Below are 18,500 nucleotides of genomic sequence, written 5' to 3'. Positions count from 1 at the left end.
ATTAAAATTGAAAATAAATAAATACTTCTTGTTTGCCTCCAAATAGAAAAATGGCCATTACTAAAGCATAGTAAAAACCATATCTAATATATTTAGGGAATTGAATTTCGAAATGTTCTAATGCATGATTATTAAATCTTCCTTTCCATTCAATGACAGTTTGAAATCCGATAAAAAACAAAATAATCCAAAGTTTTTCTTCTGATAAAAACTCTGGAAGACTAATTATTGAATTTGAAAAAATACCATTGATATAGGCAAAGGCTGCTTTAATGGAATCAGCTCTAAAAAATATCCAAGCAAAGGTTACTAACATGAATGTAGTTAGTATATTAAATCCTACTTTAATACTTGATATTATTGGCTTTTTTGAGGTTTTATTTAACTGTTTTTTTCTTTTATTGAAAAATAATGTAGGTATATAATACAGAAAATGCAAAATAGCCCAAATTATAAAGGTCCAATTAGCACCATGCCAAAGCCCACTTATCATAAAAACAATAAAAATGTTTCTAAATGCTTTTGGCTTACTAACTCTACTTCCTCCTAAAGGAATATAAATGTAATCTCTGAACCATGTAGTTAAAGAAATATGCCAACGCCTCCAAAATTCAGCTATATTTTGTGAAAAGTATGGAAAGGCAAAGTTTTGCTTAAATTCAAACCCAAAGAGTTTTGCTGTACCAATAGCAATATCAGAATATCCAGAAAAGTCACCATAAATTTGAAAGGCAAATAAAACAGCTCCTAACATTAGTGTACTACCTGAAAACTCATGTGCGTCATTAAAAATTAAAGATACATAACGGGCACAATTATCTGCAATGACTACTTTTTTGAAAAACCCCCAAAGTATTTGTCTAGAACCATTAACAGCTATGTTATAATTGAATTTTCTTTTTTTAAGAAATTGAGGCAGTAAGTTGGAGGCACGTTCAATAGGCCCAGCTACTAACTGCGGAAAAAAACTGACAAAACAACAAAAAGCAATCACATCATTTGTAGCTTTTAGTTTTTTATTATAAACATCAATGGTATAGCTTAAAGTTTGGAATGTGTAAAAGCTAATACCAATAGGAAGAATTAAATGCAGCCGTTGCGGATCTATAGTTTGACCAAAAAACTTAAAGGTTTCACTAAAACTTTCAATAAAAAAATCATAATATTTAAAAATACCTAATAGGCTAATGTTTGCTATAATACTTAGCCTTAAAAACCATTTACGATGCTGATTTTTATCTGTTTTAGAAATTCTTTTTGCTAAATAGAAATCTAATAAAGAACTAAAAATGATTAAGAATAAAAACTTCCAATCCCACCAGCCATAAAAAAAATAACAAGAAGCTAAAATTAGTATGTTTTGGTGTTTAATTTTTTTGAAAGGTACAAACCAATAAAGCAGAAAGACTATAGGTAAAAAGACGGCAAACTCTAATGAATTAAATAGCATATATGCTGTTAGTTTTTAAAGTATAAAAAACTATTAATACTTTAAATCTATTAAAAATTATAAACCACTTCTAATTTATGCCCAGAAAGTGATTGTTTTGCTTTTTCAATATTTTCAGTAAAACCAAGAATATAACCGCCGCCACCTGAGCCACAAAGTTTTAAATAATACTCGTTAGTTTCGATACCTTTTTTCCAAAGTTCATGAAACTGTTGTGGAATCATCGGTTTAAAATTATTTAAAACGACTTTAGAAAGTCGTTTTGTGTTTTTAAATAAGGATTTGACATCACCTTTAAGGAAATCATCCACACAAGCATCCGTATGTTTAATAAACTGGTCTTTTAACATATTTCGAAAGCCCTCTTGTTTCATGTTTTCCATAAAAATACTAATCATAGGGGCTGTTTCACCAATAATACCACTGTCTAATAAGAATACAGCATTTTTACCTTCATTGTTTTGTGAAGGAATGCCAGTAGCCTCAATATTATCTTTAGAGTTTATAAGAATAGGAATGCTTAAATAACTATTTAAAGGATCTAATCCAGAAGATTTACCATGAAAAAAAGACTCCATTTCAGAGAAAATGGCTTTGAGTTTCAATAGCTTTTCTCTTGTTAAATTTTCTAAGACTGTAATTTTATCAAAAGCATATTTATCATAAATGGCAGCAACTAATGCACCACTACTTCCAACACCATAACCTTGTGGGATGGAGGAGTCAAAATACATGCCTTCATTTACGTGTTGTTTTAATAAACGGATATCAAAAGTGACTAATTCAGGAGAGATGTTTTCTAAGTAACTAACATAACGTTTTAAACTCTCGTTAGATTTTAGTGCTTTTTCTGAACGGTTTTCACTTTTTTTTAAGGCGCCATTATAGAAGTTATAGGGTATGGATAAGCCTTTAGAATCTTTGATGATTCCGTACTCTCCAAAGAGTAGTATTTTTGAGTAAAATAAAGGTCCTTTCATAAAACTAATTAAAAATTAATATTGAAAAATTAATAATTACTGCTTAGACGTTTTAGCAATATTAACCAATTCTTTCAATATTTAGGTTGATTTGGGTTTGAATATTTTAAATTAATTAAACTTACTGTAGGTCAGTTTTTTATATAAAAATAAAATATCTAATCACAAAATTAAAGCTTTTATCTTTAATAATGTTTTATTTGATAGTTTTTTGAATTAAAATATGGTTTTACCCCTTTATATTATTAACTATCTTTATTTATTAATTCTGATCCAAACCCTATTTTGTCGTTTATATATTCCCCTTTTTGACAGTAAGTAACTAATTCATTATTAATAAATTTTAACACATTTTTTATTTCATTTTCAGGATATAGTATGTGTACATTAGCTCCAGCATCTAAGGTAAAACATACTTTAGAATTTGTTTTTTGTCTAAATGCCCAGATTTTATTGATGATTTCTAAGGTATGGGGTTTCATTAAAATAAAATAGGGTAAACTGGTCATCATCATAGCGTGAAGGGTTAAAGCTTCGCTTTCTACAACTTCAATAAAGGCATCTAAATTACCATCTTTTAAAATAGTAATTAAACGTGAAAGATTTTTATGTGCTTGTTTAAAACGTGCTTCGGCAAAAGGATGCTTATGCATTAAATTATGACCAATGGTACTGCTAACTTGCTTTTCTCCTTTATCAACTAATAATATCGTGTCTTGATAATTTTTGAAATTTTCATGGACTTCAAATGGATATTTTACTCCAAATAAATTTGAACTAATTTCAATTTTGTCATGTTTACCCCAAACTACTAAATCGCCTTCCAAACTTCTGCACGCACTTCCTGAGCCTAATCGCGCTAAAAATGAGGCTTTTTGAATAAAAAACTCATCAGACATTTTTATGTCACGCTTATTATCTGCCAACTCTATTGATTTTTCAATACTCATTAAACACAAAGCTAATGCACTCATGCCACTTGCAGATGATGCGATGCCAGAACTGTGAGGAAATGTATTCGTGGTTTCTATTTTAAAATGGTAGTCCTTTAAAAAAGGGAGGTAGATTTCTACTCGCTTGAAAAAAATTTCTATTTTAGGTTTAAAATCCTCTTTTTTTTCTCCCGATAAAAATACTTCAAAAGAAAAATGATTGCTGCGTTCTTTTTTTGTAAAACTAACTGTTGTTGTGGTTTTGCAATGGTTAAGTGTAAAACTTATAGAAGGATTTTTAGGAATTTGGTCTTTCTTTTTTCCCCAATATTTTATTAGCGCAATATTACTTGGAGAGGACCATGTAAAACTGCCGTCTTTAAGAGTTTTGGGATATGTTTTAGGAATGAAATCTTGTTCTGTCATATCTTAATTTTCAGCACACAAAGATAATAACTTTGTCATGGTTTTATAATTTCTTGTGGTTGCTGTCACTTTTAATTTTCGTTCAAAAAAATTGTTGTTGCATTTGGCTTTTCCATAACTCATTGGTGAATAAAAATAGACGCAAGTTTTGGTAATATAAAATGTTTCGTTAGGGTGGTTTTCTTTTGACGTAGATTCTATTAGTTTTTTATTAGGAATAGCATGTAATAATGTAAAATAACTAGTTTCCTTTTCAGGTTCTGAAAACGGAGAGTAATTTAAAATATCTTGAATATTTTTTAAAGTTTTTAGTAAAACAGGGACTTCAAATCCAAAAAAAACTTGGATTTCATTTTGGATTAAATCCTTTAGTTTGTTTTTGTTTTTTTCTGAAGATTGAAATGTTATATTGCCACTTTGAATATAGGTTTGAACATTTTTAAATCCAGATTTAATTAGCAATTCTCTAAGTTTTACCATTGGGATTTTTTTTTGTCCACTAACATTAATCCCTCTTAAAAATGCGATATATGTGTTCATCTATTTAACAATATTTTGAGCTACAATAAAAGCTCCCGTCCAAGCATTTTGAAAATTAAAACCACCAGTAATGGCATCAATATTTAATACTTCACCAGCAAAATAGAGATTGTTAAAAAGTTTGCTTTCAAAGGTTTTAAAATTAACTTCTTTAAGATTAATCCCCCCAGCTGTCACAAATTCTTCTTTAAATGTACTTTTGCCATCAACATTAAAAACAGCTGTTGTTAATTGGTTTGACAATGTTTCTAATTGAAATTTGTTCAAATCTGCCCATCGGGTTTCTGTATCCATATTGGAAGCCAATACTAATTTATGCCATAGTCGTTTGGGTAAGTTAAATTGAGTGGATTTAAAAACTGTTTTTTTAGCTAAATCTTGTTTTAAATTTTTTAAAATATCTAAGCAATCATCAAATGATTTTTTAATAAAATTGATTTCAATTTGAAATTTATAATCACAAGCAGCAAATTTTAAAGCACCAAAAGCAGAAAGTTTTAAAATAGCTGGCGCACTCATGCCCCAATGAGTTATAAGTAGAGGGCCTTCACTGCATAAGCTGGTATTCAAAACGTTTATTTCTACATTTTGAACCACCACTCCAGGAATGTCATTGATGCGCTTATCTTTAATATTGAAAGTGAAAAGTGATGGTACGGGTTGTGAAACGGTATGTCCTAAATGTTCCAAAAGACCCCATATTTTTGGATTACTTCCTGTAGCAATTACTATTTTTTCTGATGAAAATGAATCATGTGGCGTTTCTATTTGATAAAAGCCGTTTTTGTTTTTAATAGATTTTACCGACTGATTCATTAAAATTTCAACGTTATGCTTTTTGGCTTCATTTAAAAAGCAATCAATAATGGTTTGAGAAGAATTCGTTATAGGAAATATTCTGCCATCATCTTCAATTTTTAATGTCACTCCTCGTTTTTCAAACCATTCCATGGTGTCACCCGTCATAAATTGATGAAAAGGCCCCAATAATTCCTTTTCACCACGCGGGTAATTCTGTGTTAACTCTTGAGGAATAAATTCAGCATGGGTAACATTACAACGTCCACCTCCAGAAACTTTTACTTTGGTGAGTACTTCTTTCCCGCGTTCTAAAATTGCCACCTTCAATGTAGGATTTTGTTCGGCAATATTTATAGCAGCAAAAAAACCAGCAGCGCCACCTCCAACTATGATAACATCTTTTTTAGTCATAATCGGTCAGGGTAGTCAGAAATCATACCATTTACCTCGTAAGATTTAATTCGAATGATAGGTTTTAAATTATTAACGGTATAGGTGTATACTTTAAAATGTTCTTTTAATTTTTTTACATTTTCTTCGGTAAGCATGGTGTGATCTGGATGTATGGCCGCAGCTTTAACTGTTTTTCCAAAAGCCATAGCGTCATCTAAATCAGTATCTGTAAGAACTCCAATCGGGATTTTTTTATTTATTTTATAAACCGCTTCCAATAAATTTAATTGAAAACTTGAGACTATAAAATTTGAGTAATCCCATCCCTTTTTTTCTACATAAAAATCAAGGAGTCTGCACGCTTCTTTTGCAGTATCTTTTCCTTTAAGTTCAATGTTTAATAAGCATTGATTTTTAACTAAAAGTAAAACTTGAGCTAATGTTGGAATTTCATAACGTCCTTTTATTTTAAGTCTTTTTAGTTCTTTTAGGGTTAGTTTTGAAATTTCACCAGAGCCATCAGTTAATCTATTTACTGTATAATCGTGCATGACCACTAATTCTCCAGAAGCACATTTATGAACGTCTATTTCTATGCCGTCAACACCTAAATCTAATGCTTTTTGAATAGATTCTAAAGTATTTTCGGCAAGATGTCCTTTGGCACCCCGATGTCCTATTTTAAGAATTTTATCACTCATTTTTTATTTTTTGGTCGCATTAAGCCTTCTTGAGCTACCGATGCTATTAATTTGCCTTCTCTTGTAAAAATATGGCCTCTTGCAAATCCTCTAGCAGAGGATGCATTAGGAGATTCCATTGAATAAAGTAACCAATCATCAAAATCAAAATCTCTAAAATACCACATGGAATGGTCTAAACTTGCAGTTTGAGTATTTCCCCAATGTGCTTTACTGGCGTGTGGATTTAGTGCTGATACTAAAATATTATAATCTGAGATATAGGTTAAAATTTGTTTTTTTGTAGCCATGTCTAAGCCAGATACATTGCCTTTTAATTTAAACCAAACATTGCTAACAGGCGGTAAGTCTTTTTTTTCTAACGGATTGCCAAGTAAGACAGGTTTAAACTCGATAGGGCGTTCTATTTCAAAAAAACTTTTTAAGCTTTTAGGTAAAAATTCGCCATATTGTTGCAAAATATCTGTCCAACTTAATAAAGCTTCTGGCTGTTTTAAATTAGTAGGCATTTCAATTTGATGATTATAGCCTTCTTCTTTTTTGTGAAATGACGCCGATAAAATAAAAATAGTAGTTTCTTTTTGGTGAGCTGTAACTCTTCGTACAGAAAAACTACCACCATCTCTTATAACACTTACGCTGTAAGTAATTGGTAATTCTAAATCGCCAGGTTCTAAAAAATAGGAATGCATAGAGTGTAAAATCCTACCATTAGTTATGGTTTTACTAGCGGCATGAATGGCCTGTGCCAAAACTTGTCCTCCAAATACGATGGGATTACCAATGGTTTCGCTCGTGCCATTAAATTCTGTTTCGCTTATTTGCTCTAAAACCAATAGGTTTAATAAATCGTTAACTGTAGTCATCTTATGTATAAATATGCTTTATTTAAGGCTGAATTTTAATCCCAGAAATATTTCTGTAAATTTACTACTATAAACAATGTCTACCTAAAAAGAATACAGGACTATTTTAGCCTTTGCAGACTCTTTTTTTTAAGTTTTGATTTTTTATCTAAAAGATCAATTGTTGCATTCTTAATAGAATTAAGGAACTTGCAATGACTTGTTTTTAAATTGATTAAAAATCAATTCCAGGCCAAAGTATTGCGTTCAGACCAATAGGTTTCCGAAGAAACTTGCAGTGTTTTGAGCAAATTTAATTCTTCTTCTGTTAAATTAAAACTAAAGGCGCTTAAATTTTGTTGAAGTTGCATACTATTAGATGCTCCACTTAACAGAAAAGTAGGCTGTAAATTGTCAATTACAAATCGAAGTGCAATTGCATCTGTGCCAACATTATATTTGGTTGATAATCCGTTTAGGATTTTGTAAGACTCTTGATATTGTGGGAATAACTTGTTTTTAAAAATACGTCCGTTTGCTAAAGCTTCTTTAACAATAACTGTTTTTTTAGCTGTTATTAGTTTGTTCAAAATAGAATAAGCTGATTGCTCAAAAATATTATAGGTTACTTGAAAACTATCAAATAATGTTTTTCCTTGCATTTGAATATTTAAAGCTGATTCAATCACTTCTTTTTGATTTGGACCACTTGTAGTAATTCCAATTTTCAAGCCTGTGTCCTTTTTAATGTTTAATAGCTCATTCAAAACATCTTGATTTTTTAAAATACCACTTTCAAATGTAGCAGAATGTACTTGGTAGTATGTTAGCTTTGGAAGCATTTTTTTTGATACACGCCATTGTTCTAATAGTTTTTCTATGGAATGTTCTTTAATCTCATGTTTGCCATTATAACCTAATTGCCAATTGGCTACATAGGTATAGCCCCATTTAGTTCCTAAAATAACATCATTGTAATTTCTTGTGGCATGCCATTCTTGTAAAAAAGCTTCGCCTTTACCATAAGATGGAGCAGTATCAAAATACCTAATGCCTAATTTATAAGCCTCATCTAAAACAGAAAACGTATTTTTTTTAAATGCTTTTTCAGATTTATCCATCGGGTTGCTTTCTCTTATATTTATGTATTCGGGTCTGCCTAAGGCTGCTAATCCAAGTCCAATTTGAGTCATTTGTTTAATCTATTAGTTCCGTTTCTATAATAGTTTTAGTTGTTAGCGTTTTGTGTACTGGACATTTTGATGCTATTTCTATTAATCGAGCTTGTTGTTTTTTGTCTAAATTACCAACAAACTTTAATCTTTTTTGTAAATGGTCAATTTGTGTTGGGTTGCTTTCATTTAATATTAAATCTTCGCTATGTTTTTTAGAGTAAGTGATATATGCAAAAACTTCTTGTAAGTCCCATTTTTTTCGTTGTGCATAAAGTTTCAAGGTCATTACTGTGCAGGCAGCAAGGCCAGCACTTAAAAAATCATAGGGCGAAGGACCAAAATCATCACCACCAACATTTTCCGGTTCGTCGGCAATAAAGTCGTGTTTTTTTGTTTGGATAGTTGTTGTAAAATTGTCTTCTAATAAATTTAGATGTGCTACCAATTGTTCCCCATTAATATCAAGAATTTTGTTGTCATTTTTATTAAAATAACGTTGTACCCATGTTCCAATCATATTTCCAACATACAAGCTGTCTTTAGAATTTGACAACAAATGGTTAGCATCATCTAAACTGATAAAACTTTTAGGATGATGAGCATAATGATACAATTTTTCAGCATTTGTAATAGCAACTATATTGTCAAAAGGGGCATGCATAATTAGTAGAGGTTTACGTAAATTTTTTGTTATAGAAGGTAAATCTATTTTGCTAAAATCTGCTACAAATTCTTTGTCAATTTTAAAGGGTCTGCCACCGATATTTACTTCAACTTCACCTTTTTCCTTTATTTCATCAATGCTATGCGAAAATAAGTGAGTTACATGATTTACAGATGCAGGTGCCCCAATAGTTGCTACGGCTTTTATGTTTTCTAATTTAGATGCTGCAACAATAACAGCTGCACCACCTAATGAATGTCCTACTAACAAGCTGGGTGCTTTATAATGCTGCTTTAAGTAGTTGTTAACTGCTAATAAATCATTAACGTTTGCAGAAAAATGGCTTTCAGAAAAAACACCTTCACTTCTTCCTAAGCCAGTAAAATCAAAACGAAGGACTCCAAAACCATGACTTGTAAGAGCTCTGCTAATATTTTTAACTGCCGAAAAAGTACTATTACAAGTAAAACAATGGGCAAAAACAGCAAAGTAATGCGGTTTTTGATTGGCGGGTAACTCTAAATATGCTTGTAGGATATGACCTTTTTCATTGTGAATATTTAGTTGAGTGCTTTCCATCTTTTAAATGATTTAATTTTTGTTGATTTGTATATGTTGAGAAATGTTTTAGTAAAAACTCTAATTTAGGGTTTATAAAATTCTTGCAAAAAGGTTTTTCTGGGTTTTTGTAATAGTAATTTGTTGTCTGGAAGCTTTAAATTCGTTAAACGTAAATATTTCTGTGATTATTTGATTTTGAAAGTCTTTTTGTAAACCAGAAATTATTGAATTAGTTAGGGTGTTTTGATTTTTATAAAAGGTATAAATAGCTGACCGGTATTTGTGACGCATGCTATGTTTTGTAGTGCTTTTGTGGGTAAGTAAATGAACTTCAATTAAGGTTTTTAGTGAAATATATTTTGGGTTAAAATGAATAATAACTGCTTCAGAAAAAGAATCGTTTTTCCCTACAGATGCAATGTATCCTTGTTTGACTTTTTCAATGCCTATTAACGACAGAAAAATAGCTTCTGTACACCAATGGCAACCACCACCAAATCCTATTTTTTGCAATTTCTTCATTATGAGCTACATGAAAGCATAGAGCAGCCAACCTTATTTCTTGCCCATTCAGGACGTTTTGCAAACCATTTTTGATGCTTAGCTTGCTCATGGTATGGTTGCTTTAGTAGTTGGAATAGGTCGTCAATTAGCTGGTAGTTTCCTTCGTTAGCCGCATCAATAGCTAATTGAGACATATAATTTCGAAGTACATACTTAGGGTTTACCAGATTCATTTTTTCTTTTCTAAGCTCATTGCAAAGTGTTTCTTGATCAAGTCTCTCTGAATACGATTTAAACCAAGTACTCCACTTTTCTTTAATATCTTTTGAGGTTTCAGTATAAAAAGCTTCATTAACTATTTTTAATCCATCAGAAGGATTTTCTTTTTCAAAATTGCTTAAATTTCTAAAGAAAATTGTCATGTCGGTTTCAGTTAAATGTAAGCTATCTTCTAAGTTTTGAATTAATAATTTATCTTGTTCATTTTCGGTTTGTAATCCTAATTTAGAACGCATCATTTTTAGAGATTTGATGTCAAAGTTGGTCTTGTAATCTTCTAAAATTTGTTCTAAGGCAGGTGCGTCTTCAATTAAAGGGTAAATAGCATTTGCTAATTGAATTAAATTCCAAAGCCCAACATTGGGCTGATTGCCAAAACGGTAACGTTTGTGTTGCCTGTCTGTTGTGTTTGGTGTCCAGCCAAAATCAAAACCTTCAAGCCAACCATAAGGTCCGTAATCTATAGTTAAGCCTAAAATAGACATGTTATCGGTATTCATGACGCCATGTACAAACCCTACACGTTGCCAGTGTATGATCATATCCAAAGTACGCTCAGAAACGGTTTTAAAAAATTTGAGATAGGTCTTTTTTGACGGTGTTCCTAAATCAGGAAAATGTTCTTTTATTGTGAAATCTACTAAAGTTTTTAGCGTGCTATTGTCTTGTTTTGCAGCAAAAATTTGATAGCTTCCAAAGCGTAAAAAACTTGGTGATACACGTGTAACGATAGCTCCCTTTTCGTATTCGGGGTTACCATTGTACATTATATCTCGAAGAACTTGGTCTCCCGATAACGCTAAAGATAGCGCACGTGTAGTTGGCACTCCTAGATGAAACATTGCTTCACTGCATAAGTATTCGCGAATGGAAGATCGCAACACTGCTAATCCGTCGGCCGATCGCGAGTAAGGAGTTTCACCTGCGCCTTTTAATTGTAAAACCCATTGCTTGTTGTTGTGCTTTACTTCAAAAAGGTTAATGGCTCTACCGTCTCCCAATTGTCCGGCCCAATTACCAAATTGATGTCCGCCGTAACACATGGCATAAGGTGTTGTGTTTTTTAAAACGGTGTTGCCTGTAAATATTTTTAAAAACTCATCACTTTTACTGTCTGTTTGAGTTAAACCTATGTTTTCGATCATTTCAGGTGATGTATGAAGTAATTTAGGATTTGACGTTTTTTTAGGCGTTACAAATGAAAAACAAGCTTTATCAACTTGTCTAATGTTATTTTTTAAAATGGGATCTGCAGGTAATGTTTTAGTAAATGTATTTTTTATATTGAGTTTCATTTTTAACCTTTTCTAAATTTTAGTGTTGAATTATATTTTTCCATTTATCACTTCTTTTGGCTATAGTTTTAACAAATCCACATATTGCCACGGCTTTGTAGCCTTCTGAGGTTAGTTTTTCAAATGTTTTTTCAACTAAAACTTTTCCATAACCTTGTCCGCTTAAACTTTTGGGTACTTGGGCATAGGTGAGAAGCATAGTGTTTTCTTTTAGTACATAATCAACTTTAGCTATTTGATCGTTTATTTTTAGAGTGAATCGACAATTAACTTTATCGTGTATGAGTTCCATTTTATGAGTTTTTTTGAATCTGTTATCGTGCATTAATTACATTGGTTTTAGAAAATTGATCGTGGTATTTAGATTTAAATGAAAATCTGAATGTACTACAAAATCATGTTTATCAATAAAGAAAAATCAAGGTGTAACGCCTGTTTAGTAATTTTATTAGAAATAGAATTTTTGTTGTTTCCAGTATCATGACCAAAAGGGATGCGTCGCTAATAAGGTTTTTGGTTTCTAATATTTTTATATGTGTTTTCATAATGACCTTCACCGTTTGAATAACTAAAAGCAATACATTATTATTGTTTAGGCTTCAACCATTTTTTTGTCAGGTAACCCCTTTATGTTTCTTTATCATTTGCCATATGGAGTTTTATTAAACAACTTCTCAGTTCGAATAGTATTAACAGAAACCGGTACTGAGAACTGGGTGTGATTTTTACTCACAAGAATAAGTTTAATTCACTCAAATTGACCTAATCATTTTAAAAATGCAGAATAAATAAAACTACTTTAATCTATCAGCATGCATTTTACGAAACTTTGCTAATTTAGGAGTAATTACAGCATTGCAATAACCTTGATTTTGATTGTTGTTGTAATACCCTTGATGATAATCTTCTGCATTATAAAAAATATCCAAAGCTGTTATTTCGGTGACAATGGGGTTTTCGTAATAGGGGGCAACCTCTTTAATTACTTTTTTAGCAATTTTATTTTGATAGCTATTATGGTAAAAAATAACAGATCGGTATTGTGTTCCTATGTCAGCACCTTGTCTGTTTAAAGTTGTAGGGTTATGTGTGGTCATGAAAATAATTAATATATCTTCATATGAAATGATGTTTGCATCATATGTTATTTGTACCACTTCAGCATGTCCTGTTAATCCAGAACAAATTTCCTTATAGGTTGGGTGTCCAGGTACAGTACCTCCAGAATATCCAGAAACTACTTTTTCTACTCCTTTAACTTGTTCAAAAACTGCTTCTGTACACCAGAAACAGCCTCCACCTAATGTGGCTAATTGTAAATTTTTAGTTGTCATGGGTTGCTACTTTTTCTAAAATCATAGATTCTGAATTTATACAATAACGTAATCCACTGGGTTCTGGTCCATCGGGAAAAACATGTCCTAAATGTGCATCGCAGGAGTTACACATCACTTCAACACGTACCATACCAAAAGCAGTATCTTTTTCATATTTAACAGCATTTTTTCTAATAGGTTGTGTAAAACTTGGCCAGCCAGTACCAGATTCAAATTTTATAGTTGAATCGAATAAAGGGGTTTTGCAACATACACAATTGTATTTTCCTGCTTCATGAATCGTGCATAACTCACCACTATGAGGTTGTTCAGTGCCTTTTAATCTTGTGATTCTGAACTGCTCTGGAGTTAATAAGGACTTCCATTCGGCTTCTGTTTTTTCAATTCGTTTATTAGGAGTTGGGTTTCCGTTTACGGAAAAATTTATCACTTCTTTCCAAGTTAGCATCTTATTGATCCCTTTCTGTTTTTGTTATTAATGGTCTATTTTTTAACATTAAAGATAGTCGGAAATTTTGTAATAGGCTTACAATTTAAGTAAGTGTCAATTTAAAAGTAAGGAAATTCTAAGATGTTTGTTGATTTTCAATGGATTGAGTTATATGGCATAAAAAAATCCTAATCAAATGAATGATTAGGATTTTTTGTTGGCCTACTAGGGCTCGAACCTAGACTCTTTGGTACCAAAAACCAACGTGTTGCCAGTTACACCATAGGCCAATCTTCTAATGAGGTGGCAAATTTAATACAAATTTTTATTTGCACAAGTATTTTTTAAAAAATAATATAGAATACTTAACGTTTCCTTAAAAACATGCAGAGTTTCGTATTTATTAGTAAATTCGCCTGAGTAAATTTACAAAAAATTTGCATAACATATTCATTACTTATTTTGGTAGTTATCAGTGTAGATAATACTTTTAAAAAAGTATAGAGGCGTGTTATGTTAAAACTAATTGATACCAACAGATGAAAGATTTTAATTTTAAAAAATGGAATACCATTTTAGGATGGGTTGCTTTTTTAATAGCATTTATTACATATGGTTTAACTATAGAACCTACGGTAAGTTTTTGGGATGCGGGCGAATACATTTTAACCTCTGCAAAACTGCAGGTTGGTCACCCACCGGGGGCCCCATTTTTCCAGATGTTAGGTGCTTTTTTCTCTATGTTTGCTTTGGAGTCCTCGCAAGTTGGCTTAGTTATGAATATGATGAGTGCTACGGCTAGTGCCTTTACAATTTTATTTATGTTTTGGACCATAACCTTGTTGTTGAAAAAATTGGTTGGCTCTAAAAATGAGATGACCAGAGAAAATGCTTTGGCTATTTTAGGTAGTGGATTGGTAGGTAGTTTGGCATTTACATTTACAGATTCTTTTTGGTTTAACGCTGTGGAAACCGAGGTTTATGCCATGGCCACTTTAATAATGGCTGTGTTATTTTGGTTAGGATTACGCTGGGAACAAGAGATGGATAAGCCTCGTGGAAATCGTTGGCTGATTTTAATTTCTTTTATAATAGGCTTGTCTTTTGGAGTTCACTTTATGGGCTTGTTAACAATTCCTGCTATCGGATTAGTTTATTATTTCAAGAATTATAAAACTATAACTATTAAAAATTTCATTATAGCAAATGTAGTGTCTGTTGCGGTTTTGTTATTTGTTTTTAAACTTTTAGCGCCAAACATTCTTAGGTTTTTTAGTATGCTTGAAATGTTTTTTGTAAATAATGTGGGGTTACCTTTTAACTCTGGATCTATAATTGCAGGTTTACTGGTTATTGCAGCAATTCATTTTGGATTAAAATATACGCGTGAAAAAAACTATAAACATTTAAATACAGCAGTTCTTTGTGTAACATTTGTTATTATAGGCTTTTCAAGTTGGTTGATGCTGCCTATTCGTGCCAATGCTAATGTAGTTGTTAATGAAAACAACCCCTCTAGTGCAAGAGAATTATTGGCATATTATAATTTAGAACAATACCCGGAAACACATTTGTTTTACGGGCCACAATTTACTGATCAGTATGCTTATTTAGATGAGAAAAATCCATATGTTGATGATAAACCAAAATTTGAAAAGGATTATGAAAATGGAAAATATATTCCTGTAAATGATTATAAAAATGCAAAGCAAAATTATAATTCAAATCACGCTTCTGTTTTGCCAAGAATGTGGAGTGCTGAACATGCTGAGAATTATATGATGTTTTCCGGGTTTTTGGAGTTTAAATTGAAGCCTGAATATCAAATGGAAAATCAACTTCGGACAGCTGTTGCAGATTTTAGAGATAATGTGGCAAAAGGTAATGTTGATTATGAAGATTATAATAATTTTTTAAAGAAATTTAAAAATTATATTGACGTTCAAAAACCATCACTTTGGCAAAACGTTACCTATATGTTAGAGTATCAACTTGGTTATATGTACTGGCGTTACTTTATGTGGAATTTTACAGGAAGACAAGATGATATTCAAGGTAGATATGATAATCATGGTAATTGGATTAGTGGTATTAAGCCTATAGACGAAAAGCTTTTGGGGTATTCTCAAGATAATTTACCTAGTGATGTTAAAAACAACAAAGCGCGAAATACGTATTATTTCTTGCCATTTATTTTAGGGTTATTAGGTTTGTTCTTTTTATTTAATAAAGACAAAAAATTATTTTGGGTTATGATGGTTTTTTTCTTGTTTACAGGAATTGCTATTCAAGTTTATACCAATGTACGTCCTTTTGAACCAAGAGAGCGCGACTACTCTTTGGTAGGTTCATTTTATGTGTTTGCACTTTGGATTGGTTTTGGGGCTTTTGCTGTTTTTGAATCACTTAAAAAAATCTTACCCAATAACTTGGCAGCACCTATTGTAACCTTGGCCTGTTTAATTTTGGTCCCCGGTATTTTAGCTGCTAATAATTGGGATGATCATGATAGATCTGACAAGTATACTGCGCAAGCTATGGCAAAAAAGTATTTAGATTCCTGTTCAGAAAATGGTATTTTGTTTTCAATTGGTGATAATGATACTTTCCCCCTTTGGTATGCCCAAGAAATTGAAGGTTACCGAACCGATGTGCGTGTTGTTAATACCAGTTTATTTCAAACAGATTGGTATATAGATCAAATGAAACGTCAGGCTTATGAAGGTGAGCCTATTCCGTCGCAACTAACGCACAAGGATTATAAGTATGGTACCAATGATTATATTATTAAAGATGCTATTGTTAATGATACTTTACAAATTAAAGAGTTCTTGAATTTTATTACAAGTGAAAATCCTAAGACGAGATATAAATATGCTTTACAGCAACAAGGTATTGATATTTCTAATGTTAGAAGTCAAGATTTAAATGCGAGCTATTTGCCTACTGAACATTTAAGATTGCCAGTAAATAAAGAAAATGTTTTAAAATATGGTATTGTAAAACCTGAAGATGCTGATAAAATTGTTTCGCATATTGATATTAGAATTAAAGAAGGAGCTATCTATAAGAACCGTTTATTGATGTTGGACATTTTAGCAAATAACGATTGGAAACGTCCTATTTATTTTACTGGTGGAAGTTTTGGTGACGATGATTATATTTGGATGAAAGATTATCTCCAACTAAACGGTATGTGTTATAAGTTAGTACCTATAAAAACGCCTGTAGATAGAGCCAATCCATTTGATATGGGACGCGTAGATACTGATATTATGTATGAAATGGTAAAGAATTGGGACTGGGGAAATAGCGGTAGTCCAGATATTTATCATGATCCAGAAACTCGTAAAAATTCTATTACTTACAGAGGTAATTTGGCAAGGTTGATTGAAACCTTAATTAATGAAGATAAACTAGATAAGGCAGAAGAAATAGCTGATATAGCTATGACTAATATGCCTGTGGAATACTTTGGGTTTTACACGCTTTTAGAACCCTACATTACAGCCTATTATGAGGTTGGTGCCACAGAAAAAGCACGTCAAGTATATAAAGATGTGACTAAAAAATATCAAGAAAATTTAAGTTATTATGGCAGCTTAAAAGTTGAGCAACAAGGCCGTTTGTTTGAAGATATATACACCGATATTCAGCGTTATAAAGGATTGGTAGATATATTGGTACAATATGATATAGAGTTGGCCCAAACAGAAAGTGAAGTATTTAATGACCACTTAGCTTTGTTTAGACATTTCACTGGTGAGGAAGATGAGGTTGAAATACCAGTAGAACCTGATAGTGTTGATATGGCCTCTGATAGCGCTCTATAAATAGCTTAAAGGTATGACCTTAGTTCCCGTAAAAACACCATTATTAATTAAAAAGTTGTTCCCAAATTATATTTGGGACGTCTCTACCTCTAAAAAAGTTATTTATTTAACTTTTGATGATGGTCCAACACCCCATATTACCAATTGGACATTGGATGTGTTGAAACAATACAATGCTAAAGCCACCTTTTTTTGTATTGGTAATAATGTTGACAAGCATCCAGATTTATTTAATAATATAATGAATGGAGGTCATGCTATTGGTAACCATACCCACAATCATTTAAAAGGTTGGAAAACAAATACAAAAGAGTATTTGAAAAATGTTATTGAAGCTCAGGCTGTTATTAACAATAACATTTGGGATTTAGGATTCAAGATTCAGAATTTATTCAGACCACCCTATGGGCAAATAAAACGCAAGCAAGGTAAAGGCTTAATAGATTTAGACTATAAAATAATTATGTGGGATGTGTTATCCTTTGATTGGGATCATTCAGTAAGCAAAGTCCAATGCTTAAAAAATGTGATTAGTAAAACCAAACATGGTAGTATAATTGTATTTCACGATAGTGTGAAAGCTTCTAAAAATATGCAATATAGCTTACCAAAAGTATTGAAGCATTTTACTAACGAAGGATTTTCATTCGAGTCTTTGTGCTAAAAGAATAGAATAGCACAAAATAAAAGCAATGACAATACAGCATATAAGTCATAACACAAAAAATGTGCTGTGAAGTAGGCATAATAACATTAAGGTTGAATGGAAGAACAGTTTATAGAAGAAAAAACATATAAGAAAAAAAACTTTTCGGAAAGTGGACTTGAAAAAGGCGACTATGAATTATGTACTTTTTTAAATTGTAATTTTTTTAATTCTGATTTGTCCAAAATTAGGTTTATTGATTGCGAGTTTTATGACTGTGATTTAAGTACAGCTTATATTTTACAAACAGGATTTCAAAATGTACTTTTTAAAGATTGTAAAATGTTAGGTTTACAATTTGATAAATGTAACGGTTTTGGGTTTTTAATAAAGGTTGACTCTTGCCAACTAAATCATTCCTCTTTTTTTAAACGTAAACTTTCAAAAATTTCATTTAAAAACACAAAACTTCTGGAAGTTGATTTTACAGAATGTGATTTGAGTTCCTCTGTTTTTGATAATTGTGATTTAAAAAATGCAATATTCAAAAGCACCAACTTACAAAATACAGATTTTGTAAGTTCTTATCATTTTTCAATAGATCCAGAAAACAATCAAATTAAAGGTGCTAAATTTACTTTAGAAACAGTAGTTGGTCTATTGACAAAATATCATATCAAAATAGAACCTAATTTTTAAAATGACATT

17 protein-coding genes and 1 tRNA gene are annotated in these 18,500 nt (G+C 31.4%); 3 read left to right on the top strand and 15 right to left on the bottom strand.

Translation table 11 applies throughout. The features are described 5' to 3' along the window. Position 1 precedes the first annotated feature (1 nt). The 15 genes from APS56_RS09075 to APS56_RS09005 form a co-directional block, all read right to left on the bottom strand. Positions 2-1,450 (bottom strand): MBOAT family O-acyltransferase, encoded by a 1,449-nt coding sequence (locus APS56_RS09075; protein WP_054727369.1) that lies wholly within the window; start codon positions 1,448-1,450, stop codon positions 2-4. Positions 1,451-1,500: 50 nt separating this feature from the next. Next, positions 1,501-2,430 carry a mevalonate kinase family protein gene (locus tag APS56_RS09070; RefSeq protein WP_054727367.1) on the bottom strand — a complete coding sequence of 310 codons (930 nt, stop codon included), beginning with the start codon at positions 2,428-2,430 and terminating at the stop codon, positions 1,501-1,503. Positions 2,431-2,675: 245 nt separating this feature from the next. Then, the gene (locus tag APS56_RS09065; RefSeq protein ID WP_054727366.1) at positions 2,676-3,788 is read right to left on the bottom strand and encodes a diphosphomevalonate decarboxylase; all 1,113 of its coding nucleotides are present in this window, start codon (positions 3,786-3,788) and stop codon (positions 2,676-2,678) included. A 3-nt stretch (positions 3,789-3,791) separates the two neighbouring features. After that, complete coding sequence (locus tag APS56_RS09060) at positions 3,792-4,328, bottom strand: DUF1697 domain-containing protein (protein ID WP_054727364.1); 537 nt, start codon at positions 4,326-4,328, stop codon at positions 3,792-3,794. Continuing rightward, positions 4,329-5,540 (bottom strand): BaiN/RdsA family NAD(P)/FAD-dependent oxidoreductase, encoded by a 1,212-nt coding sequence (locus APS56_RS09055; protein WP_054727362.1) that lies wholly within the window; start codon positions 5,538-5,540, stop codon positions 4,329-4,331. After that, positions 5,537-6,223 (bottom strand): glycerophosphodiester phosphodiesterase, encoded by a 687-nt coding sequence (locus tag APS56_RS09050; protein WP_054727360.1) that lies wholly within the window; start codon positions 6,221-6,223, stop codon positions 5,537-5,539. The genes APS56_RS09055 and APS56_RS09050 overlap by 4 nt, the downstream gene beginning before the upstream one ends. Continuing rightward, positions 6,220-7,089, bottom strand: a complete 870-nt coding sequence (locus APS56_RS09045) for an acyl-CoA thioesterase (protein ID WP_054727358.1) — start codon at positions 7,087-7,089, stop codon at positions 6,220-6,222. Before APS56_RS09045 ends, APS56_RS09050 begins: the two co-directional genes overlap by 4 nt. Before the next feature lie 221 nt (positions 7,090-7,310). Continuing rightward, positions 7,311-8,261 carry an aldo/keto reductase gene (locus APS56_RS09040; protein ID WP_054727355.1) on the bottom strand — a complete coding sequence of 317 codons (951 nt, stop codon included), beginning with the start codon at positions 8,259-8,261 and terminating at the stop codon, positions 7,311-7,313. 4 nt (positions 8,262-8,265) lie between these two features. After that, positions 8,266-9,486, bottom strand: coding sequence for a bifunctional alpha/beta hydrolase/OsmC family protein (locus APS56_RS09035; RefSeq protein ID WP_054727354.1), 1,221 nt, complete (start codon positions 9,484-9,486; stop codon positions 8,266-8,268). Positions 9,487-9,558: 72 nt separating this feature from the next. Beyond that, the gene (locus APS56_RS09030; protein ID WP_349267471.1) at positions 9,559-9,990 is read right to left on the bottom strand and encodes a peptide-methionine (S)-S-oxide reductase; all 432 of its coding nucleotides are present in this window, start codon (positions 9,988-9,990) and stop codon (positions 9,559-9,561) included. Next, positions 9,990-11,546, bottom strand: a complete 1,557-nt coding sequence (locus APS56_RS09025; protein ID WP_054727351.1) for a protein adenylyltransferase SelO — start codon at positions 11,544-11,546, stop codon at positions 9,990-9,992. The genes APS56_RS09030 and APS56_RS09025 overlap by 1 nt, the downstream gene beginning before the upstream one ends. A gap of 19 nt (positions 11,547-11,565) precedes the next feature. Next, positions 11,566-11,838, bottom strand: coding sequence for a GNAT family N-acetyltransferase (locus APS56_RS09020; RefSeq protein ID WP_054731299.1), 273 nt, complete (start codon positions 11,836-11,838; stop codon positions 11,566-11,568). A gap of 502 nt (positions 11,839-12,340) precedes the next feature. Next, positions 12,341-12,880 carry a peptide-methionine (S)-S-oxide reductase MsrA gene (gene msrA, locus APS56_RS09015; RefSeq protein WP_054727350.1) on the bottom strand — a complete coding sequence of 180 codons (540 nt, stop codon included), beginning with the start codon at positions 12,878-12,880 and terminating at the stop codon, positions 12,341-12,343. After that, positions 12,870-13,331, bottom strand: coding sequence for a peptide-methionine (R)-S-oxide reductase MsrB (gene msrB, locus APS56_RS09010; RefSeq protein WP_054727348.1), 462 nt, complete (start codon positions 13,329-13,331; stop codon positions 12,870-12,872). Before msrB ends, msrA begins: the two co-directional genes overlap by 11 nt. 199 nt (positions 13,332-13,530) lie before the next feature. Beyond that, positions 13,531-13,603: transfer RNA gene (locus APS56_RS09005), tRNA-Gln, on the bottom strand. Between the two features lie 249 nt (positions 13,604-13,852). Between APS56_RS09005 and APS56_RS09000 the strand changes: the two genes are divergently transcribed. The 3 genes from APS56_RS09000 (at position 13,853) to APS56_RS08990 (ending at position 18,491) form a co-directional block, all read left to right on the top strand. Continuing rightward, positions 13,853-17,146 carry a protein O-mannosyl-transferase family gene (locus APS56_RS09000; protein ID WP_054727345.1) on the top strand — a complete coding sequence of 1,098 codons (3,294 nt, stop codon included), beginning with the start codon at positions 13,853-13,855 and terminating at the stop codon, positions 17,144-17,146. A gap of 13 nt (positions 17,147-17,159) precedes the next feature. Beyond that, positions 17,160-17,810 carry a polysaccharide deacetylase family protein gene (locus APS56_RS08995; RefSeq protein ID WP_054727343.1) on the top strand — a complete coding sequence of 217 codons (651 nt, stop codon included), beginning with the start codon at positions 17,160-17,162 and terminating at the stop codon, positions 17,808-17,810. A gap of 99 nt (positions 17,811-17,909) precedes the next feature. Continuing rightward, a complete protein-coding gene (locus tag APS56_RS08990) occupies positions 17,910-18,491 on the top strand; it encodes a pentapeptide repeat-containing protein (RefSeq protein WP_054727341.1) in 582 nt (193 codons plus the stop codon). Positions 18,492-18,500 lie beyond the last annotated feature (9 nt).

Source organism: Pseudalgibacter alginicilyticus, from assembly GCF_001310225.1.
GTDB lineage: Bacteria > Bacteroidota > Bacteroidia > Flavobacteriales > Flavobacteriaceae > Pseudalgibacter > Pseudalgibacter alginicilyticus.
Note: the sequence above shows the minus strand (reverse complement) of the source record. Positions and strands in the feature narration are given on the sequence as shown.